The organism is Porcibacter vitabionis, from assembly GCF_046263795.1.
In the GTDB taxonomy this organism is placed as follows: Bacteria; Bacillota; Clostridia; order Lachnospirales; family Lachnospiraceae; genus Lachnocurva.
Window position 1 is genome coordinate 238,718 of the sequence record NZ_JBJYZD010000002.1, and the last position, 20,033, is coordinate 258,750.

Here is a 20,033-nt window from a genome sequence, read left to right on the forward strand (position 1 = left end):
AAAGAAAGCCGGACAGATAGAATCTGCCCGGTAATATTATTTTAAGATATCGTGTCTGATGCTGGTAGTAACTGCCAGAGATCCCGGGCCGATATGACAGGATACACTGAGAGACAGGGGATTGATCAGGATCTCCCGGTTGGGCCAGCGCTCCAAAAGTTCCTGACGGAACTCTTCTGCTGCCTCCTCTTCCTGGGTATGGGCAACGGAAATAATACAATTCTTTCCTTCCGGATCATGAAAACGTTCCTTCATGTCCTTATCAATGGCATCCATCATGATCTGTTTTGCCTGTTTCATGGTACGAGCCTTGGCAAAGGAATCGAGTTTCTCCCCTTGAATCGTAAGCACCGGCTTGATCCGAAGCAAAGTTCCGATCGCTGCAACTGCAGGTGTTAAGCGGCCGCCCCGTTTCAGATATTCCAGGGTTCCGACGGTAATATAGATCGAAGAATCGAACTTGGTATCCTCCAAAAACTTCTGAATCTCACTGCCGCTTTTTCCAAGATCTGCCATTTTCTTGGCCTCGACGACGGACAGTCTCTGCGTAACGGAAATTCTCTGATTGTTTACGACAAAAACCTTGCCGTCATAGTCATCTGCCAGACCGATTGCGGTTGCACAGGAGGATGACAGACCGGATGACATCGGAATATAGACTACCTCATCATAGTCCTTAAGAAGCTCATCCCACTGATCCATGAGATCGCCTACGATCGGCATGGAAGTTGTGATCTTACAATCCGGCTGACGGAGCTTGTTATAGAATTCCTCCTGAGACAGATCGATCTCTTCATAGTAGAGCTTGTCATTGATATAAAAAGGCATAGGGAGAACGAATACCCCCATCTTCTTTGCCTCTTCTATGGTGATACCGCTGTTACTGTCGGTAAGTATTGCAACTCTTGGCATGGTGGAACCTCTCATTTCTTTCGCATACCGGTAAAGTTTACCATACTCTCCCGGTCAAGTCCAGCCGGCGAAAGCAGGAATCATGAAAAAGGCCCTTCTCCCGGATCGGGAAGAAGGGCCTTTTTATCACTTTATGGTTTGTTTGATCGATTGATCGATTGATTCAATGATTCAATGATTCAATGATTCAATGACCGGATCACATCATGCCGGGCTGAGGTGCGGCAGGAGCTGCAGGTGCAGGTTCCTTAATATCAGCAACAACAGATTCTGTCGTCAGCAGTGTGGAAGCTACTGATGTGGCATTGAGAAGAGCGGTTCTTGTAACCTTGACAGGATCCAGAATTCCGGCTTCTACCATGTCTACATACTGATCCTTGGCTGCATCGTAGCCAACGCCGTCATCCGATTCACGAACCTTATTGATGATGACAGCGCCTTCCAGACCTGCATTCTGAGCAATGTAGAAAAGAGGAGCTTCCAGAGCCTTGGCTACGACCTTGGCACCGGTCTTTTCGTCGCCTTCCAAAGTGGATGCAACATCATCGACAGCCTTGATGGCGTGGATGTATGCAGAACCGCCTCCGGCGATAATACCCTCTTCTACTGCGGCACGGGTTGCATTCAGTGCATCTTCCATACGAAGCTTAGCTTCCTTCATCTCGGTCTCTGTTGCTGCACCGACACGGATGACAGCGACACCGCCGGCAAGCTTAGCCAGACGCTCCTGGAGCTTTTCTTTATCGAACTGAGAAGTGGTTTCCTCGATCTGCTTACGGATCTGAGCAACACGGTCCTTGATTGCTTCTTTATCGCCTTCACCGTCAACAATGACAGTCGTATCTTTCTTAACCTTAACGGACTTTGCACGGCCGAGCATATCGATGGTAGCATCCTTAAGCTCAATGCCGACATCAGAGGTGATAACCTGACCGCCTGTCAGAATAGCGATATCCTGAAGCATTTCCTTTCTGCGGTCGCCGTAACCCGGAGCCTTGACTGCAACGACATTGAAGGTTCCTCTCAGCTTATTGAGGATCAATGTGGTAAGAGCCTCACCCTCGACATCTTCAGCGATGATCAGAAGACGAGCGCCCTGCTGTACGATCTGCTCCAGAAGAGGAAGAATCTCCTGAATGTTAGAGATCTTCTTGTCGGTAATCAGGATGTAGGGTTCATCCAGAACAGCTTCCATCTTATCGGTATCGGTAACCATATAAGAGGAGATATATCCGCGATCGAACTGCATACCTTCTACCAGGTCCAGCTCGGTCTGCATGGTCTTGGACTCTTCGATCGTGATAACGCCATCATTGGAAACTTTCTCCATGGCGTTAGCGATCATATCACCGACTTCATCAGAAGATGCGGAGATCGATGCAACCTTAGCAATCTGATCCTTGCCCTTAACCGGAGCGGACATCTTTACGATGGCATCAACAGCTGCATCAGTAGCCTTCTTCATACCACGACGAAGAACCATAGGATTTGCACCGGCTGCCAGGTTCTTAACGCCTTCATCTACCATAGCCTGAGCAAGAATGGTTGCTGTCGTTGTACCATCACCTGCAACATCATTGGTCTTGGTTGCTACTTCCTTAACCAGCTGAGCTCCCATGTTTTCATAAGGATCCTTGAGCTCGATTTCCTTTGCAATGGAAACACCGTCATTTGTGATCAGAGGAGCGCCATAGGACTTATCCAGTACTACATTTCTTCCCTTAGGTCCGATGGTTACACGAACAGCGTCTGCAAGCTGATCCACACCACTCTGAAGAGCTGCTCTGGCTTCTGCGCCGTATTTAATCTCTTTTGCCATGATCAATTCCTTCTTTCTTATGTCTTATATCTAAATGCTTATGTTCTGTAAAAACACATTCCGGAAATCTTAAGATATGAGTGTCAAAACTACCTTTTGATACTATGATCATTATTCAACGACTGCAAGAATGTCGCTTTCTTTTACAATGATATATTCTTCGCCGTCAAGCTTTACTTCTGTTCCGGCGTACTTGGAGTAGATGACCTTCTGGCCTTCCTTGACCTGCATCTTTACTTCATGTCCGTCAACCATTCCGCCGGGGCCAACTGCAAGTACAGTTGCTTCCTGAGGCTTTTCCTGAGCTGCGGATGCCAGAATGATACCGGATTTTGTGGTCTCTTCTGCCTTGACCTGCTGTAATACGACCCTGTCACTTAATGGAACTAATTTCATGATCTAGTACCTCCTAATTTCAATCGAATTTGTTAGCACTCAATTTAATGGAGTGCTAATCAACAATTCATATAATAGTTTGATAGAGGCAGTCATGCAATTTCATTGATTTACGAAAATTAGGCCATTTTCTCTATATTTCTCACGAATACTTTCTTATTCTCTCGAATTCTTATTTATGTATTTTTTTGACACATCTATTCCTTGTCCTGACCGGTCCATTTCCGTTTCAAATTATCGATCATAATGGATCCCCAGCTCTTGGCAAGCTTGGCCAGAACACCGCCGAAAAGCCTCTGCTTTTCCGGTGGCAGAGTGCGGATCACTGCCAGCATATTGGCATAGGTTTTGGGCTTGGAAAGCTCCACTTCATCCGTGGTGGTCTTTCCTCCATAGGCCAGAGATTGAAATAAAATAGCAATAAACTCTTTTCTGGTGTCACTATTTAAGCCATCCAGCCAGCGTCGCAGGGTTTCATCGAAAATCAGAGATTGATCACTTAGTTTACGAGCCTCGGCAAATTGGTTGCCGGATACCTGCCAGGAGGTCGGATCATGCTGAAGAAGACCGGTCGCATTGCTTTTTACGATCTTATGATGGTAGGCATTTTCCATGATCATACCAACGATGGAATGCTCCGGAACAATGGAATGTACTTTTGGAAGAATGGATTTAAATTTCTGAAGGGAAGCGATCGCCTCATTAAAACCGGGACCGTCATTGGACCAGACGTCACTTATTTTTTTCTGAACCTTAGGATCCGAAAAAGCGGAGCCATAGACGGCAAAGTTTCCGCCTTTACTGTGTCCGCCGACACGGATCTTACGAAATGTAAAGCGTCCGATTCGGTTGATATAAGAGACCGCCTGTTTCTGTCCGGGCGTAGCGTCCAGATAGCTCATATTGAAATCTTCCTGCCAGCCGACCAGAGTATGGTCGGTCCCTCGGAAGGCGATGTAAATCGAATGATCCGGCAGCAAAAAGGATACGGCAGAAAACTGAATCTCTGTCTCTTCATCGATTTCATTGACATAAGCAAAGAGTTTTGTCTTCTGAAAGCGCCTGGTCTCGGATGCTTTTTTTAAAAAAAGCGGTGCATTTGCTGTTGCACCGTTTTTATCAGTAGAAAGTTCCGAAAGATCATGTCGCTCAAAGAACAGTCTGCTTGCTTCCTGAATCGAAATCTTCTTCCTGCTCTCCGGTGAAGGCACGATCCCGTCAAGATTGGAATATGCGATCTCGGACAAGATGAGATTATCGACCTCATTAAAGGGATCGACCTGCATGGTTACATCATTTCTCCAGTTCAAATAATCCATGATATTCGCCATAGCTTTACCTCAAATTCATTTTTTTATCTGTTTGAAATAGGCATCATCTGCTTCTGTCCAGGCAGAGGAACTTTCATCGGAACCTTCATTGGAACTTTCATCGGAACTTTCATCAGAACCTTCCTTGTCCTTGCCTTCGACAGGGCTGTCTGTGGAACTGTTTACAGAGCTGTCTCCTGTTTCAGATGCTTTCTCGTTTCGAATCTCTTCCTGACCGGCAGGTTCAAAGTCCTCGATCTTCTCCGCTTCTTCCCGCTTCTGTTTGCTTTCTTCCTTACGGAAGCCCTTTGCCCGAAATGCCACAAGGATCTGAGAGATCAGGCCGAATAAAGCTGCGATGACCAATAGAATATAGAAGATCTGACTATTCGGATCTAAGACTTTATCCAGATGTAAGATGGTGATCACAGAATAGGCAATCAAGAGAAGAGACATGACAAGATTTAAAAACCATGCGGCACCCTTCAATTGTTTCATCTGTACCGTATGCTGTAGGAGAACTACGCCCTCGACCAGTGTCAGGCAGCCTAAAAGCAGATGAAAATAGGAGCTGACTTTTTCGGCACGGAGTAACATGCAGGCCGAAAGGATCAGGATCAGAATACCGAAAGCCAGATCATAATTGGATATGATCCGGAATTCTTCTTTCACAAAGTATCGAACGGTGCAGGTAATGCCCCAGACCAGTAGAAAACCGATGATGATATAGGTATAGTAAAGGGGCTTCATTCCTGCGATAAAAAGCATAGAGAGCCCGACAACCAAAAGAAGAATAGAGATCATAAGATTGGCAACCAGGGCCAGATAATTGTGGTCCTTTACTGCCAATTCCGGATCTTTCTTTTCTGCTTCATTTCTCTTCTTCCCTGCCATCATAACACCTCCCAAAACACTCTCACATTTTTTGTCTTCAAAGACCGGCGATCAAAAGAACAAAAAGATTCGTCAGCCCGTGAGCCAGGATCGGAAGGATGATCTTCCCTTTCCATAGATAGAGAAGAGCCAGTCCGATGCCAAGCAATGCTGCATAAACGAATTGTACCACATTGAAATGCATTGCACCAAAAAGAAGGGAAGAAATCAAGACCGCAGGGATCCTTCCGAAAAAACGATCCATCTGTCCTGCAATGATACCGCGGTAGAGGATCTCTTCCAGGATCGGTGTCAGAACAGCCGATGTCAGGATCTTCATCCAGAAGGGCCCAGAAATTAAGGCCCGGTTGGCTTCTTGAAAGGAGGGATCCCCGAGGAGGCCGAGTCTGGTGCAGGCCCAGTTATAGAGGAGGCCGAAGGCGACGACTCCTCCGATTGCCAAGGCTTCCAATGGAAGATCCGACAGGGCATATTTCACAGGAAGCTTTCCAACTTTACTATAGGCCCAGATCATGAAAGGAAGCGTAATCAGTCCGGCCAGGAAGATGCAAAAGAGATAGCCGGGGCTTTCCCGGAAAAAAAGAAGGAAAAACTGAATGCTGAAATTATAAAGCACAAAATATAAAAGCAGAGGCAGAAGGATGGAGGAAAGCCTGCTCTTGAATTTGTTTTTATCTTCGTATTTCTCTTCGTATTTCATATTCAAATCTTTTACCGTTTCACACCCCGGCTGTCCCTACTCTGTATCCGCAGCCGGTCCAGATGGACATCCTCTTCTTTTTCCGTTTGAATGGCAAGGCTTTCCCCATCATGCAAATAATAGGCTTCTTTCAGTCTTTCATTTTTTCCGACTTTCATCCCACGGACACCGATGGCATTTTTCTTTTTCTCCGGAACCTCGGACACAAGCATACGGAGGAAATAATCCTTATCCGAACGAAGTACCAGGGTATCCTTTTCTCCATCGATAACAGAAACCATAAGTAACTTGTCAGAATCAGAAAGTTTTCCTGCCAGAGAAGCCTTTCTGGTCACATCGAAAAGAGCCCCATCCACCTGCTTTATCATACCGGATTCTGTGACAAAGAGAAGTTTCCTGGTCCGGATATGCTCCATGGTCGTCAGGAGACAGATATTCTCCCTGGTAGAATCAAAATTAGAAAGATTGTCCAGAGGCTGGCCCTTATCTCGGAATTTTCCCATCGGAAGATCCAGAACCTTGATCGAATACAGTTGTCCCCTGTCGGTAAAGAGTAAGAGTTTATCGGTATTTTTACAGAAGAGGACCTGCTTGGACTCTTCGTCAGCTGCTGCCTTATTCCTCTCATAGGTCGGCATATCGATTACTCTGCCATAGGCAAAACGATCGATTAAGATAGCGACATCGATTTCTTCGAGAGGTTTCTCTTCTACGACAGCCTCTTCTACATTATCGATCACAGTTCTTCGGTCGCGGCCGAATTCCCTGGCTGTGGTCTTCAGATCCTTGATGATGACTTCAGCCATTTTAGACTTATTGTCCAAAATGCCTCGATAGGTCTTAATATGGGCCAGGGTCTCATCATATTCCCTTTTCAACTGGTCCAGTTCCAGACCAATCAGGCGGTAGAGACGCATCTGTAAGATGGCATCGGCCTGTTTTTCCGTAAAATGAAGACCGGCGGCATCTTTTTCGGACTGGTCGGACTTAAAGCGGATGCCCTCGGTCTTGCCCTCGACCAGACAGGCTTTGGCCATTTTCATATCCTTGGATCCACGAAGGATCTCAATGATCAGATCAATGACATCCACAGCCTTGATCAAACCTTCCTGGATCTCCTTTTTCTCCAGTTCCTTATTCAGAAGATAGTTATATTTCCGGGTGCATACCTCGTACTGGAAATCCACATGGTGACGGATCAAGGGAACAATGCCCATGGTCTCCGGCTTACCATCGACAACGGCCAGCATATTGACGCCAAAGGTATCTTCCAGTCGGGTCTTCTTATAGAGAAGGTTTAAGATGTTATTGGCATCCGCCCCCTTCTTCAATTCGATCACGATCCGGATGCCCTCTTTGGACGACTGGTTAGAAATATCGGTGATGTCATTCGTGACATGGTTTTCTACCAGTGCGTAGACTTCATTTAAGAATTTTCCGATATTGGCACCGATCATGGGATAAGGGATCTCTGTGATGATAATATTTTCCTTTCCCCCTTTGGCAGATTCGATATGGGCCTTGCCGCGGATCTTGATCTTACCCTCACCGGTCGAGTAGATTTGTAAGAGATCATCTTTATTGGTCACGATACCGCCGGTCGGAAAGTCCGGCCCCTGGATGATCGACATCATTTCAGCGGTATTCATGGTCGGCTTTTTCATATAGGCAATAACGCCTTCTACGACCTCCCTTAAATTATGAGGCGGGATGGATGTTGCCATGCCGACAGCAATCCCCTCCGCTCCATTGATCAAAAGGTTAGGGATCCGAACCGGAAGGACCTCCGGCTCTTTTTCGGTCTCGTCAAAATTCGGGATGAAATTAACGACATCCTTATCAAGATCAGAAAGATAACAGTCCTGACTGACCTTCGAAAGCCGGGCCTCAGTATAACGCATGGCTGCGGCACCGTCACCTTCGATGGAACCGAAATTTCCATGTCCGTCAACCAAAGGAAGCTCCTTCTTAAAGCCCTGGGCCATCACAACCAGGGCTTCATAAATCGAAGAATCTCCATGCGGATGATACTTACCCATGGTATCTCCAACGATACGGGCCGATTTTCGATAGGGCTTGTCATAGCGAATGCCAAGCTCATACATATCATAGAGCGTTCTTCTCTGCACCGGTTTCAAGCCGTCCCGGACATCCGGAAGGGCACGCGAGATAATAACACTCATCGCATAATCAATATAAGATTTCTGCATGATCTCCGAATATTCTGTGGAGATCAGGCGCTCAGGTCTTGCCATATAGTACTCTCCTTGCCTTTAGAAATGTAGATCAATCTTCAGACGTCCAGTTCCGCATCACTGGCATGATCGTGAATGAAGGCCCTCCGGGGAGGAACATCATTTCCCATCAGCATTTCCGTGACATCACTTGCCATCCGTCCGTCTTCGATCAAAACCTTTTTCAGATATCGCCTTTCCGGGTCCAGAGTGGTCTCCCAGAGCTGCTCCGGATCCATCTCTCCCAGACCTTTATAACGCTGGAGGGTGAATTTCCCGGTGTGTTTCTTCCGATAGGCTGTCAATGCCGCGTCATCATAGAGATACTCTTCTTTTCCTTTGGCAGGCATGGCCTTATAGAGAGGCGGCATAGCGATATAGACATGACCCTGAAGGATCAGCTCCGGCATAAAGCGATAAAAGAGGGTCAAAAGCAGGGTCGAAATATGAGCACCATCGACATCGGCATCCGCCATGATGATGATCTTGTCATAGCGGAGTTTTGTGATATCAAAGTCATTTCCGAATCCCTCGGAAAAGCCACAGCCGAAGGCGTTGATCATGGTCTTGATCTCAGCATTCTTTAAAACCTTATCGATCGAAGCTTTTTCTACATTCAAAATCTTACCGCGAATCGGCATGATCGCCTGATACATCCGGTTTCTGGCCATCTTGGCGGAACCGCCGGCGGAATCTCCCTCGACAATGAAGATCTCGCACTTGGACGCATCCCTGCTCTCACAGTTTGCCAGCTTTCCGTTCTGATCGAAGGAAAACTTCTGCTTGGTCAGGAGATTGGTCTTGGCCCGCTCCTCCGTTTTTCGGATCTTGGCGGCTTTCTCGGCACAGGAAATGACAGCCTTTAAGACTTCAAGATTACGATCGAAATAAAGCTGGATCTCGGTTCCCGTAATGGAGGAAACCACCTTGGCAGCATCCTGATTGTCCAGTTTGGTCTTCGTTTGTCCCTCAAAACGGGGATCCGGATGCTTGATGGAAATGACCGCTGTCATGCCGTTTCTCACATCGGTGCCGGTGAAGTTCGGGTCCTTATCCTTTAAGATGCCGAGCTCTCTGGCATAGGAATTGATGACCGTTGTAAAAATAGTCTTAAAACCGGTGATATGGGTGCCTCCCTCAGTATTGTAGATATTGTTACAGAAACCGAGGATATTCTCGTGGAATTCATTGACATACTGAAAAGCCACAGAAACCTGGACACCGTCCTGCTCTCCGCTGAAGGAAATCACAGGCGTCAGAGCCTCGTTATTGGCATCCAGCTCACGGACAAAGCCGCTGATTCCATCCGGTTCATGGAAGGTCTCCTCGTCCGGCTCCTCTTTTCGCATATCACAGAAATGAATGGTCAGATTCGGATTGAGATAAGCCGTCTGCTGGAGGCGGTTTTTCACTTCCTCCTCGTTGAAATTGGTCTTCTCGAAGATCTGGGGATCCGGCAGGAAGTTGATCTTGGTTCCGGTTTCCTTTGTGCTTTTTAGGATGGGTAAGGTCTTATCCTTTAAGAGGGGAAGTGTCGCTTTGCCCCGCTCGAAATGATCGTGAAATGTAGCCCCGTCTCTTGAGATCTCCACATCCATATAAACGGAAAGCGCATTTACAACCGAAGAGCCGACGCCATGCAGGCCGCCGGAAGTCTTATAAGCATTATTGTCGAACTTACCGCCAGCATGAAGGGTGGTGAAAACAACACGCTCTGCCGGGATGCCGAATTTGTGGTTGGCAACCGGTATGCCCCGGCCATTATCCTTCACGGTACAGGAGCCGTCCTTCTCCAAGGTGACATCGATGGTATCGCAGAATCCTGCCAGATGCTCATCGACGGAATTGTCTACGATCTCATAGATCAGATGATTCAAACCCTTCCTGGAGGTAGAACCGATATACATACCGGGGCGCTTCCGGACTGCTTCTAATCCCTCAAGGACAGTTATATTACTATCATCGTAATTATCTTTTGCCATAAAAAATCATTTCTGCTGCAAATAAGTTTAAAATCAGGCAGCATTCTCCTTTATTTAAATTTGATCCGCCGGACTGATTTCAGTGCCTCGTATACTTTTCAGCTACGGGAACCAATCAACCAATCAACCAATCACACAATCGATCACTAATTATAGCGAATCTAAAAGCAGGATGCAAACATAGGTTTGCATCCTGCTTTGAAAGGCTTCTGATCTGAAAGATGATCAAAGCTTGGCATAGCCATAGCCGTTCACGATCGCATCTACCGGGATCTTCTTTTTACACATAGGGCAATCCTGTGCCGGATAGGTCTGGTAGCCGGGGATATCATCCGGTGTAAAGAGGCTGTAACATTCCTTTTGATCCACCTTGTTCATCGTAGAGAAAATGGCAGCAATACCGACATTCAGGCCACCGTAGTAACGAATACATTCCATAGCCCGTCTTTCTGTTCCTCCGGTCGAGATATTATCAACCAAAAGAAGAACATATTTTCCCTCAATGGCCAGACGGTTGTTTTGTCGGAACATAAACTGATGAAGAGAATTTTCCTCCGGAGTAACGACATACATCGTCTCATGCTTATTGGTCATCTGGAAATTCGACCGCTCCAGCTCATCGGCAAGGAAACCTCCCAAAAGCTCGGTTCCATCCAGGCAGACAATGGTATCTACCGTATAAACATGATTCTGAAGATGCTGCCTTAAGGCCTTTGCCGCTTCCTGGGCTTCTCTGACTCTGACTTTGATTCGCGTGATATCAATATAGAAATTTGTGTGAGAAGCGCCTGCTGCAAAGTGTCCCGGTGCTGCATTGATCGTAATCTGGGGATCATGCTTTGCATAGAATTTGGTGATTCTGCTTTCCATATCATTTGCCATAAAATTACCCCCTTTACCATTTTAAGCAAAGATTTCAGTCATCGATCAACCGATTCCTATTTCTGTCGGAAAATCTGTTTTTATTTTACACCAGTTGAGCCAAAGCCGCCACGAGATTTATTGTTCAAATGCTCGGTTTCTTCAAAAGTGATCTTCGGCTGATGCTCGAGGATTCGAAACTGTCCGATCCTGTCATTGACATGAAGCTCACAGTCTCTGGTCGCATAAACCGGCATACGAATAATATCATCATCCCCACAATAGGATTCATCGACAATGCCCATGGCATTGGTCTGGATCAGACCGAAATTTTTAAAGGTAGAGCTTCTTGCTACGATCAGCATTTCATAGCCCTTGGGAAGTTCTACGGAAATTCCCATATCTACAAGATGGAAATCTCCCTTTTTCAGCTTGATATTCTCAGCAACTCGAAGGTCGATCCAGTCGGACTTCCCGTCGATGTAAGTCAATTTCTCGATCTCTTTATTGTGATACTTGATCCGGATCGTCTTTTCCTGCATGTCCTATCCCTTTCATTTTTTCATAGTGAATCTTAGTGAAATGAAGTCAAACAAAACGAAGCCTTTCATCCTCTTTTTTCTTGTCTCTGGTCATCAGAGAAAGCACGGCTTCCCGGGCATCCTTGCCGTCAAAAAGAACATGATTGACTTCCGTAATGATCGGAAGCTCCACATCATACTTTTCTCCCAATTTGGCAGCAGCTCTTGCCGAATAAACACCCTCGACAACCATGGCAACACGCTTCATGGCATCTCCTGTCTTCATTCCCTGTCCGATATAGAATCCGGCAAGACGGTTTCTGCTATGATGGCTCTGACAGGTTACGATCAGGTCACCGATCCCGGTCAGCCCGGCAAGAGTCTCCGGCTGTCCGCCACATGCCACAGCCAGGGCTGTGATCTCCTTGATCCCCCGCGTGATCAAAGCAGCCTTGGTATTATCGCCGAAACCAAGGCCATCCGACATTCCGGCCGCAAGAGCAATCACATTTTTCAGAGAGCCGCCGATCTCAATACCAATGACATCCGGGCTGGTATAGACACGAAAGGTTTCATTCATGAAGAATTCCTGTGTCATGACAGCAAGGTCTCGGTCTTTGGAACCGGCAACAACAGCCGTCGGCATACCGACGGCAACCTCTTCCGCATGACTGGGACCGCTTAAAATGCCGACATTTGCTTCCGGCAGGACCTCTTCGATGATTTCTACCTGGCTGAGAAGGGTCGCTTCTTCGATTCCCTTGGTAACCGTAATGATTCTTTGCCCGGATGAAATATAGGGCTTGATCTTCTCTGCTGTCTCTCTGGTCGCTGTAGATGGAACAGCCATGACGAGTAGATCCTTGTCCCATACGGCCCGCTCCAGATCTGCGGTAAAGATCAGTCTGTCCGGCAGGATGACCCCGGGCAGTTTGCTCTCGTTCTTATGACTTTTCTTCAACTCTTCCACCTGGTCGCTTCGGTGAGACCAGAGGGTGACCTGGTGCCCGTTCTGGGATAGAAGAATTGCCAGGGCCGTTCCCCAGGAACCTGCGCCCAATATGGATATTTCAGCCATGTTAACCTCCTGATCGAATTCTTTTCAGATTCCTGTTTTAGGATGGAAGGTGAATTTGTTCTCATTTCCCTTAATCAGGCGTCCGATATTACTTCGATGTTTGATGATTGCCATAATTCCGACAATAGAAGTCAGGACTGCAGCCTCGATATTGCCTCTGCTTCCATAATGAAACCAGCCCATGGCATAGAAAATCAGGGCCTGAACCGGGAGGGACAAGGCTGCAATAATCGATCCGAGGCTGATGAAACGACTGATTGCCACCAGTAAAATGAAAACCCCGCCGGCAACAATAAGCATTCTTGGCTCGACGACGATCAGAAAGCCAAGGCCGGTTGCGATTCCCTTCCCGCCTTTAAAATGGAAATAGCATGGATACATATGGCCAAGAACCGCTCCGAAAGCTGCATAGAGGCGAAGAATCCTAAGATCTGTTCCTGATACCCAGGAAAAATGGGAGAAGATCAGGCTTACCAGGATGGCAGCCAGAACCGCTTTCATGCAGTCTACGATCAGAGTCAGGACCCCGGCGCGAAGCCCCATCACTCTTAAAGTATTGGTCGTTCCGACATTACCGCTGCCCTTGGTCCGGATATCAATGTGATGAAGCCTTCCGGTCAGATAGCCCCAGAGAATCAGTCCGCAGACATATCCGATCAGAAGACTGATCAGTCTGGCACAGATCATTCGTCGCCCTCCTTCCTTTCTCTCGTGATGAAATGTAAGGCAGTTCCTTCAAAACCAAAGGACTCCCGGATCCGGTTCTCCAGATAGCGGACATAGGAGAAATGCATGAGATCCTTGTAATTGACAAAGAATACAAAAGTCGGTGGTTTCACGGACACCTGAGTCGCATAATAGATCCGGAGTCTTCTACCCTTATCCATAGGCGGCTGCTGCATGGCAACGGCTTCCGCTACGATCTCATTCAAGACACCGGTCTGCACCCGGAGGGTGGAATTACTGATTACCGTATCTATGGCTTCATAGATCTTATTGACCCGAAGGCCCGTCTTTGCGGAAACAAAAAGGATCAGGGCATACTGCATGAAGGATAAAGTCGAACGGATCTTCTCGGTCTGTCGATAGATCGTCTTATCATCCTTTTCTACCGCATCCCATTTATTGACAAGCACAATGATTCCCTTGCCCTGTTCGTGGGCAATTCCTGCAATTTTGGCATCCTGCTCAGTGACACCTTCTGTCCCGTCGATCATAATCAGAACGACATCCGCCTTTTCGACCGCCGAAACGGCCCGGATCACAGAATAGCGTTCCAGGTCTTCCTTGACCTTTGATTTCCGGCGAAGTCCCGCTGTATCGATGAAAATATAGTCCTTGCCATGGAAACGGACACGGGTATCAATGGCATCTCTCGTGGTTCCTGCGATGTCCGAAACGATCGACCGGTCCGAACCGGACAGACGGTTGACAAGAGAAGACTTTCCGACATTGGGTTTTCCGATGATGGCGATCTTCGGCGTGTCGTCGTCTTCTTCCTCTTTGGACTTGTCCGGGAAATAGGAAATGACCTTGTCCAAGAGATCACCAAAGCCCAGCTGATTGATGGAAGAAATGGGCATGGGATCACCGATTCCAAGATTATAAAATTCGTAGATATCCGCTTCGTATTTTTTGAAGTCATCCACCTTATTGACAACCAGGATCACCGGTTTTCTGGAACGACGCAGCATGTCGCAGACCCGCATATCCGAGTCCTGCAGACCCTGCTGTACATCTGTGATAAAGAGGATCACATCTGCCGTATCGATAGCGATCTGTGCCTGATCTCTCATCTGACTCAGGATCACATCATCTGAATCCGGCTCAATTCCACCGGTATCGATCATGGTAAATTCCCGATCCAGCCAGTTGCAGTCAGCATAGATCCGGTCCCGGGTCACGCCGGGCGTATCCTTGACAATGGAGATTCTTTCCCCGGCAAGGGCATTGAAAAGTGTTGATTTGCCGACGTTTGGACGGCCGACAATGGCTACAACAGGTTTACTCATATTCTATTCCTTCCAATCTGATTTGTTTGGTCTATATTCTGTCTGCTATGATCCGTTGAAAAAAACATCAATATCCCTTGAATAAAAATGCATTCCGGATATGCCGGATCTTTCCCTCACGATCGATCCCGATCACATCAAAACGGATCGGTGTATCTTCAGAATAGCCGTTTTCTTTCAGAAAATACAGAGCCGTTTTGGAGATTTGCCGCATTTTTCGAGAATCGACGGATTCCGTCGGATCGCCGGAGATCTCTCCGGAGCGAAACTTTACTTCGATAAAGACGAGGTAGGAGGTCCTGACTTTATGGATTCCAAGGACCTCTTCCTCTTCTTCTCTTCCAATCAGGTCAATCTCTCCCATTCGGTTTCGGTAATTCCTGACAAGGATTTCCATTCCCTGTTTTTCCAGATAGAGAGCGGCAAGACCCTCGTATAAACTCCCGACGGAACGCTTGTTTTCTTTCAATCCATAACTCCGAGATCAACAAAATGACCGATAAAACTCTTCCTGTGAATGGGACAGGGGCCATACTTCTTCAAGGCTTCAATGTGGTCTCTGGTCCCGTATCCCTTATTTTCCCGGAAATGATATTCCGGATAGAGGACATCCATTTCTTCCATATAGTGATCCCGGGTCACCTTGGCTAAAATACTTGCGGCAGCAATGGAAATGGACTTGGCATCACCCTTGATAATACTGACCTCAGGGATCTCTACCTCAGGGATATGAACCGCATCAATGAGAAGAAGATCCGGCTGAGGCAAAAGCTTCTGAATGGCAAAGCGCATGGCTTCATAGGTTGCTTGCAGAATATTGATCTCATCGATCCGCTCCGGAGAGTTGACGCCGATCGCGTAAGAAACTGCTTCTTCCTTCAGAATGGGAAAGAGTTCCTCCCTCTGCTTTTCTGACAATTTCTTGGAATCGTTGATGCCGTGGATCCGGCAACCTTTCGGCAGGATCACAGCACATGTCATGACAGGACCTGCCAGAGGCCCGCGGCCGACTTCATCAATTCCGGCAATATAGGAATAGTCCTTGTATTTTCTTTCAAAAAAGGAGATCTGATCGATCCGGTCTTCTTCCTTCTGCCAGGCAATCAGGGATCTTTTTGCTCTCTCTGCCATCTTTCGGACGCTGCTTCTTCCATCCTCTTCGTATTGAGAAAGGAAAGCCTTCAGATCCTCAGGATCATTCAAAGCCAGAGCATCCCTTAATTTCTTTTGAATCTCCTGCACTTTCTCACTCATTTTTCGGCAACAGTCCTTTCATTTTATTGAAGGGATAGATCCGGCAGAGAGCTCTTCCGATCAATCGGTTTCGATGAATAGGTCCGACCTGTGGGAAACGGCTGTCTAAGCTGTTATTTCGATTATCTCCCATAACAAAGTATTCATCCTTTCCCAAGGTAATGGGAGTAAGGGCATCACCCGGATTCTGGATCACCTCTCTGCCATAGTTTTCCTTCAAAACCTTCCCGTTGATCAGGATCTGTCCGGAAGGATCGATCTGGACGGTTTCTCCGGGGAGTCCGATGATTCGTTTGATAAAGTATGTTTTCGGATCTTCCGGGTCCGGGAAAACAACGATTTCAAAACGTTTGGGCTCCCGGAAATGATAGGTCAGTTTATCAATGATCAAATTATCCCGGTTCGAAAGGGTTGATTCCATAGAGGATCCGCTGACAATGGTTCTCTGACCGACAAAATTCACGATGATCAGAGCAATGATCGCAATAATCACGATATAGATCAACATGCAAAGGATCCTTCGGGTCCTTTGCTCCTTGTCATCCTCTTCCTCCATATATTGCATTTCATCCATTGTATTCTTTTCTTCTGTCATATTATTTCCGGTCGTACTTTCTTCTCTGCTAATATAATTTTCGGTCATCCCAAAAGATGTCCATCCTGCTTCAGCTTTCTTCCCCGGGAACTTCCAGACTGATCCGACCGAGCTTACCGGTGCGAAACTCCATCATAAGAATTTCCGCCATCCGCTCCGTATTCAGTTCTCCGCCGGGAAGCAGGATCTTCCTTTGTCCGGCAAGATCCGAAAGGACTTCTTGTGCCGGCTTTCCTGTTGTAATCTCATGATCTTCTGAAAAAAACCTTTTTTCCAAAGACATGGGATAGTCTTCTCTTAAGAAATCGATCATCCGGCAGGCCAATTCCTCCATGGGAATTCTCTCATCCGAGATGGCACCACACATAGCTAAATGCAGACCAACCTCTTCCGATTCGAATTTCGGCCATAAGATGCCCGGTGTATCAAGAAGGTCAATCTGCTGGCTGGTGTGGATCCACTGCTTGCCCCGGGTCACACCCGGCTTATTTCCGGTTTTGGCCTGAGATCTCTTCGTCACGAGATTAATAAAAGTGGATTTTCCAACATTGGGGATTCCGACCACCATGGCCCGGATCGGCCGGTTTCTCAGTCCTCTTTTCTGATCTCTCTCCCTCTTTGGCTTGGCAGCAGTTTCAAAGGCCTGAAGGATCCGGTTTCGATCCTTCATGAGCTTGGAATCTGTTTCCAATACACTTGTATTTTCTCCCCTTAATTTTTCGATCCACAGGGAGGTCTTTACCGGATCCGCCAGATCAGCCTTATTCAGGATGATCAGACGAAGCTTCTGATTCCCCATACGGATCAGATCCGGATTGGCACTGCTCAAAGGGATCCTGGCATCGCGAATCTCGACGATCAGATCCACGAGCTTCAAGTCTTCTTCCATCTGCCGTCTGGCCTTGGTCATATGGCCCGGATACCATTCAATATTCATCATCTTACTCCATCAAGCCAAAATTCGAAAAGGTCACATTGAGCCAGACCTTACCGATCAGTTCCTTTCTTGTAACCTTGCCAATCGATTCATATCTGCTGTCTTCGCTGTTATTCCGATTATCACCCAGGAGAAAATATTCGCCCTTGCCAAGTTTCAGTTCATTCTCTGCCAGTCCGGCATGATTGATCGTTTCATTCGAAATATCACTGTTATAGACTTTATTATTGATATAAAGGGCTCCGTTTTTGATCTGTATTTTTTCTCCGGGAAGGCCGATCACCCGTTTTATGCTGATCTCTGCTTCACGATCTCCATTCGGAAGAAAGGCTACAATATCGCCACGGTGAGGACCGGATATCTTATAGCGGATACGGTCCACCAGAACGGAATCCCCACTATGGACGGTCGTCTCCATGGAGGGACCGAGGACCTTGACGCGATAGAAGAAGGCCAGGACAAGAATGAGCGCAAGAAAAATGACCAAAAGGTAACTAAGAGCGTTTTTTGCCACTGCCTTGACCCTGGCCAATTCGACATGCCGTTTTCTTCTTCGGAAATTCAGACTGTCATGTCTTCTTTTTTTCCATTTTTCGATGTTTGTTTTAATTTTTTCCATAACTCTTACTATACACGAAAATAAAAATCAGGACAACACAGAAGAAAGAAAAAGGGACAACCACATCGTGGTTGTCCCTCCCGGAAGTAAGATCCGAAATTACTTTTCGCGAACCTTTGCAGCCTTGCCGACTCTGTCGCGGAGATAGTAAAGCTTGTTACGACGTACCTTACCACGACGAACGACTTCGATCTTCTCAATGTTCGGGGTGTGCAGAGGCCAGGTCTTCTCAACGCCGATACCGGAAGAGATCTTACGAACGGTAAAGGTCTCACGGTTGGAACCACCCTGCTTCTTCAGAACAGTACCCTCGAAAATCTGAATTCTCTCGTTGTTACCCTCGCGGATCTTGTTGTAGACACGTACAGTATCACCAACACGGAAATCAGCGATGTCAGACTTCAGTTCAGCCTGCTCAATGTTCTTAATTACTTCACTTGCGTTCATTTTGTTCTCCTTTTCACTGACGTTCATAATGCCTGACTGGCAAAAGCGGACCGTCCGATTTTTTTACAACGTTGATATTTTATCAGAATCCATATGTTCCTGCAAGAGTTTCTTTAGGATCTTTCTCTCTTTTTCGGACATTTCCACTCGTTTCAGAAGCTTTAGATCGGCCTTCTTAAAATGCAGGTTCGACAGAAGGTCCGGCCGTCTCTCATAAGTTCTTAAGATTGCCTGCACTCTCCTCCACTCATCAACTTTCTTATGGTCTCCGGAAAGCAAAACTTTTGGAACCGCTTCTTCCTCCCAGACTTCCGGTCTGGAATACTGCGGATACTCCAGAATACCGGATTCAAAGGACTCCGTCTCAGCCGACGTATCATTATGCAGAACACCCGGGACAAGACGCGATACCGCATCGACCAGGATCATAGCCGGCAGTTCTCCTCCGGTCAGGACATAGTCTCCGATGGAAATATAGTCCGTACAGATCCGATTCAGGACCCGGTCATCGATGCCCTCGTAGTGACCGCAGAGCAGGATCAGATCCTCCTCTTGGGCAAAATCATGGGCATCCTTTTGGGTGAAGGTTCTCCCCTGAGGCGTGAGATAGATCGTCCGGATCTTCTTTTCTTTGATCATAGAATCGGATCCATATCCCGAACCAGCCTCTTTCGAATCTTCATCTTCCTGTTTCGACTGTCTCTCCATTTCGATCTCATCCCGAACCGACTTCCAGCAGTCATAGACCGGTTGGGCCTGCATCAGCATACCGGCGCCCCCGCCATAAGGATAATCGTCGACCTTTTTATGAGGATCCAGGGTATAATCCCGGATATTTCTGGTCTCTATCGTAATCAGTCCTTTTTCCCTGGCCCGACCGATAATACTGTTGTCCAGTCCTCTTTCCACCATATCCGGAAAAAGAGTCAGAATATGAAAATGCATTTCTTACAGATCCTCCAGTCCGGGCAGAAGGTGAACCGTCATGCTGCCGGCATCCGGATCAACCGATCGAATACATTCTTTCGTTGCGGGGATCAGAAGATCCTTACGATTTGCTTTCTCGATCACGAAGACATCATTGGCACCGGTTTCATAGACTTCCTTTAATCTCCCAAGATCCCGGCCGTCATCTGAAAAAACCGAAAGTCCGATCAGATCATCGATAAAATACTCATCATCCTGCAGTTCTTCGGCATCCTTCCGATCGATCAGGATATCCGACTGACGGAATTTCTCGACATCGTTGATATTGTCATATTCTTTAAATTTCAGGATCACCTGATTTTTAAACCTTCTTGCCTTCTCCACATGAAGGATCTCTTCCGGCAGCCTGCCGGAAATATAGACCCGGTCTAACTTTTTAAATCGATCCGGGTTGTCTGTTGTCGGAAAGACCTTCACTTCCCCGCGGATCCCGTGTGTACTTGTGATAATGCCAACGCGCAGACGATCTGACATG

The 20,033-nt window shown here is 47.0% G+C and carries 21 protein-coding genes; all 21 read right to left on the reverse strand.

Going from position 1 to position 20,033, the window contains the following annotated elements:
* Positions 1-36: 36 nt before the first annotated feature.
* Positions 37-912: a DegV family protein gene (locus ACKX2L_RS02720; RefSeq protein WP_497550034.1), complete on the reverse strand. Its 876-nt coding sequence runs from the start codon at positions 910-912 to the stop codon at positions 37-39.
* Positions 913-1,111: 199 nt separating this feature from the next.
* Complete coding sequence (groL, locus tag ACKX2L_RS02725; RefSeq protein ID WP_497550033.1) at positions 1,112-2,731, reverse strand: chaperonin GroEL; 1,620 nt, start codon at positions 2,729-2,731, stop codon at positions 1,112-1,114.
* 111 nt (positions 2,732-2,842) lie between these two features.
* Positions 2,843-3,127, reverse strand: coding sequence for a co-chaperone GroES (locus ACKX2L_RS02730; RefSeq protein ID WP_497550032.1), 285 nt, complete (start codon positions 3,125-3,127; stop codon positions 2,843-2,845).
* A 197-nt stretch (positions 3,128-3,324) separates the two neighbouring features.
* The gene (locus tag ACKX2L_RS02735) at positions 3,325-4,458 is read right to left on the reverse strand and encodes an Mbeg1-like protein (RefSeq protein WP_497550031.1); all 1,134 of its coding nucleotides are present in this window, start codon (positions 4,456-4,458) and stop codon (positions 3,325-3,327) included.
* Positions 4,459-4,473: 15 nt separating this feature from the next.
* On the reverse strand, positions 4,474-5,334 hold the full coding sequence (locus ACKX2L_RS02740; RefSeq protein ID WP_497550030.1) for a DUF308 domain-containing protein: 861 nt from the start codon (positions 5,332-5,334) through the stop codon (positions 4,474-4,476).
* A gap of 34 nt (positions 5,335-5,368) precedes the next feature.
* The gene (locus ACKX2L_RS02745) at positions 5,369-6,031 is read right to left on the reverse strand and encodes a CPBP family intramembrane glutamic endopeptidase (protein WP_497550029.1); all 663 of its coding nucleotides are present in this window, start codon (positions 6,029-6,031) and stop codon (positions 5,369-5,371) included.
* Positions 6,032-6,042: 11 nt separating this feature from the next.
* Positions 6,043-8,286 (reverse strand): DNA gyrase/topoisomerase IV subunit A, encoded by a 2,244-nt coding sequence (locus ACKX2L_RS02750; RefSeq protein WP_497550028.1) that lies wholly within the window; start codon positions 8,284-8,286, stop codon positions 6,043-6,045.
* 38 nt (positions 8,287-8,324) lie between these two features.
* Entirely contained in the window at positions 8,325-10,247 is a 1,923-nt protein-coding gene (locus ACKX2L_RS02755) for a DNA gyrase/topoisomerase IV subunit B (protein ID WP_497550027.1), read from the reverse strand.
* Between the two features lie 225 nt (positions 10,248-10,472).
* Positions 10,473-11,129 carry a phosphoribosyltransferase family protein gene (locus ACKX2L_RS02760; protein ID WP_497550026.1) on the reverse strand — a complete coding sequence of 219 codons (657 nt, stop codon included), beginning with the start codon at positions 11,127-11,129 and terminating at the stop codon, positions 10,473-10,475.
* Between the two features lie 80 nt (positions 11,130-11,209).
* Positions 11,210-11,650 carry a dUTP diphosphatase gene (locus tag ACKX2L_RS02765; protein WP_497550025.1) on the reverse strand — a complete coding sequence of 147 codons (441 nt, stop codon included), beginning with the start codon at positions 11,648-11,650 and terminating at the stop codon, positions 11,210-11,212.
* A gap of 46 nt (positions 11,651-11,696) precedes the next feature.
* Complete coding sequence (locus ACKX2L_RS02770; protein ID WP_497550024.1) at positions 11,697-12,707, reverse strand: NAD(P)H-dependent glycerol-3-phosphate dehydrogenase; 1,011 nt, start codon at positions 12,705-12,707, stop codon at positions 11,697-11,699.
* 24 nt (positions 12,708-12,731) lie between these two features.
* Complete coding sequence (gene plsY, locus ACKX2L_RS02775; protein WP_497550023.1) at positions 12,732-13,394, reverse strand: glycerol-3-phosphate 1-O-acyltransferase PlsY; 663 nt, start codon at positions 13,392-13,394, stop codon at positions 12,732-12,734.
* Positions 13,391-14,719 carry a ribosome biogenesis GTPase Der gene (gene der / locus ACKX2L_RS02780; protein WP_497550022.1) on the reverse strand — a complete coding sequence of 443 codons (1,329 nt, stop codon included), beginning with the start codon at positions 14,717-14,719 and terminating at the stop codon, positions 13,391-13,393. Before der ends, plsY begins: the two co-directional genes overlap by 4 nt.
* A 67-nt stretch (positions 14,720-14,786) precedes the next feature.
* On the reverse strand, positions 14,787-15,188 hold the full coding sequence (locus ACKX2L_RS02785) for a YraN family protein (RefSeq protein WP_497550021.1): 402 nt from the start codon (positions 15,186-15,188) through the stop codon (positions 14,787-14,789).
* A complete protein-coding gene (rnhB, locus tag ACKX2L_RS02790) occupies positions 15,185-15,973 on the reverse strand; it encodes a ribonuclease HII (RefSeq protein WP_497550020.1) in 789 nt (262 codons plus the stop codon). The genes ACKX2L_RS02785 and rnhB overlap by 4 nt, the downstream gene beginning before the upstream one ends.
* Complete coding sequence (gene lepB, locus ACKX2L_RS02795; RefSeq protein WP_497550179.1) at positions 15,966-16,481, reverse strand: signal peptidase I; 516 nt, start codon at positions 16,479-16,481, stop codon at positions 15,966-15,968. The genes rnhB and lepB (ACKX2L_RS02795) overlap by 8 nt, the downstream gene beginning before the upstream one ends.
* A gap of 157 nt (positions 16,482-16,638) precedes the next feature.
* Positions 16,639-17,505, reverse strand: a complete 867-nt coding sequence (ylqF, locus tag ACKX2L_RS02800) for a ribosome biogenesis GTPase YlqF (protein ID WP_497550019.1) — start codon at positions 17,503-17,505, stop codon at positions 16,639-16,641.
* Between the two features lie 4 nt (positions 17,506-17,509).
* Positions 17,510-18,124: a signal peptidase I gene (lepB, locus tag ACKX2L_RS02805; RefSeq protein ID WP_497550018.1), complete on the reverse strand. Its 615-nt coding sequence runs from the start codon at positions 18,122-18,124 to the stop codon at positions 17,510-17,512.
* Positions 18,125-18,223: 99 nt separating this feature from the next.
* Entirely contained in the window at positions 18,224-18,571 is a 348-nt protein-coding gene (gene rplS / locus ACKX2L_RS02810) for a 50S ribosomal protein L19 (protein ID WP_497550017.1), read from the reverse strand.
* A gap of 63 nt (positions 18,572-18,634) precedes the next feature.
* Complete coding sequence (gene trmD / locus ACKX2L_RS02815; protein WP_497550016.1) at positions 18,635-19,516, reverse strand: tRNA (guanosine(37)-N1)-methyltransferase TrmD; 882 nt, start codon at positions 19,514-19,516, stop codon at positions 18,635-18,637.
* A 3-nt stretch (positions 19,517-19,519) separates the two neighbouring features.
* Positions 19,520-20,032 carry a ribosome maturation factor RimM gene (gene rimM, locus ACKX2L_RS02820; RefSeq protein ID WP_497550015.1) on the reverse strand — a complete coding sequence of 171 codons (513 nt, stop codon included), beginning with the start codon at positions 20,030-20,032 and terminating at the stop codon, positions 19,520-19,522.
* Position 20,033: the final 1 nt, after the last annotated feature.

What these genes read in the sequence shown, in the direction of transcription:
- ACKX2L_RS02720 (WP_497550034.1), bottom strand. Translation starts at nt 912, where the DNA reads ATGCCAAGAGTTGCAATACTTACCGACAGTAACAGCGGTATCACCATA.
- groL (WP_497550033.1), bottom strand. Translation starts at nt 2,731, where the DNA reads ATGGCAAAAGAGATTAAATACGGCGCAGAAGCCAGAGCAGCTCTTCAG.
- ACKX2L_RS02730 (WP_497550032.1), bottom strand. Translation starts at nt 3,127, where the DNA reads ATGAAATTAGTTCCATTAAGTGACAGGGTCGTATTACAGCAGGTCAAG.
- ACKX2L_RS02735 (WP_497550031.1), bottom strand. Translation starts at nt 4,458, where the DNA reads ATGGCGAATATCATGGATTATTTGAACTGGAGAAATGATGTAACCATG.
- ACKX2L_RS02740 (WP_497550030.1), bottom strand. Translation starts at nt 5,334, where the DNA reads ATGATGGCAGGGAAGAAGAGAAATGAAGCAGAAAAGAAAGATCCGGAA.
- ACKX2L_RS02745 (WP_497550029.1), bottom strand. Translation starts at nt 6,031, where the DNA reads ATGAAATACGAAGAGAAATACGAAGATAAAAACAAATTCAAGAGCAGG.
- ACKX2L_RS02750 (WP_497550028.1), bottom strand. Translation starts at nt 8,286, where the DNA reads ATGGCAAGACCTGAGCGCCTGATCTCCACAGAATATTCGGAGATCATG.
- ACKX2L_RS02755 (WP_497550027.1), bottom strand. Translation starts at nt 10,247, where the DNA reads ATGGCAAAAGATAATTACGATGATAGTAATATAACTGTCCTTGAGGGA.
- ACKX2L_RS02760 (WP_497550026.1), bottom strand. Translation starts at nt 11,129, where the DNA reads ATGGCAAATGATATGGAAAGCAGAATCACCAAATTCTATGCAAAGCAT.
- ACKX2L_RS02765 (WP_497550025.1), bottom strand. Translation starts at nt 11,650, where the DNA reads ATGCAGGAAAAGACGATCCGGATCAAGTATCACAATAAAGAGATCGAG.
- ACKX2L_RS02770 (WP_497550024.1), bottom strand. Translation starts at nt 12,707, where the DNA reads ATGGCTGAAATATCCATATTGGGCGCAGGTTCCTGGGGAACGGCCCTG.
- plsY (WP_497550023.1), bottom strand. Translation starts at nt 13,394, where the DNA reads ATGATCTGTGCCAGACTGATCAGTCTTCTGATCGGATATGTCTGCGGA.
- der (WP_497550022.1), bottom strand. Translation starts at nt 14,719, where the DNA reads ATGAGTAAACCTGTTGTAGCCATTGTCGGCCGTCCAAACGTCGGCAAA.
- rnhB (WP_497550020.1), bottom strand. Translation starts at nt 15,973, where the DNA reads ATGAGTGAGAAAGTGCAGGAGATTCAAAAGAAATTAAGGGATGCTCTG.
- lepB (WP_497550179.1), bottom strand. Translation starts at nt 16,481, where the DNA reads ATGTTGATCTATATCGTGATTATTGCGATCATTGCTCTGATCATCGTG.
- ylqF (WP_497550019.1), bottom strand. Translation starts at nt 17,505, where the DNA reads ATGAATATTGAATGGTATCCGGGCCATATGACCAAGGCCAGACGGCAG.
- lepB (WP_497550018.1), bottom strand. Translation starts at nt 18,124, where the DNA reads ATGGAAAAAATTAAAACAAACATCGAAAAATGGAAAAAAAGAAGACAT.
- rplS (WP_497550017.1), bottom strand. Translation starts at nt 18,571, where the DNA reads ATGAACGCAAGTGAAGTAATTAAGAACATTGAGCAGGCTGAACTGAAG.
- trmD (WP_497550016.1), bottom strand. Translation starts at nt 19,516, where the DNA reads ATGCATTTTCATATTCTGACTCTTTTTCCGGATATGGTGGAAAGAGGA.
- rimM (WP_497550015.1), bottom strand. Translation starts at nt 20,032, where the DNA reads ATGTCAGATCGTCTGCGCGTTGGCATTATCACAAGTACACACGGGATC.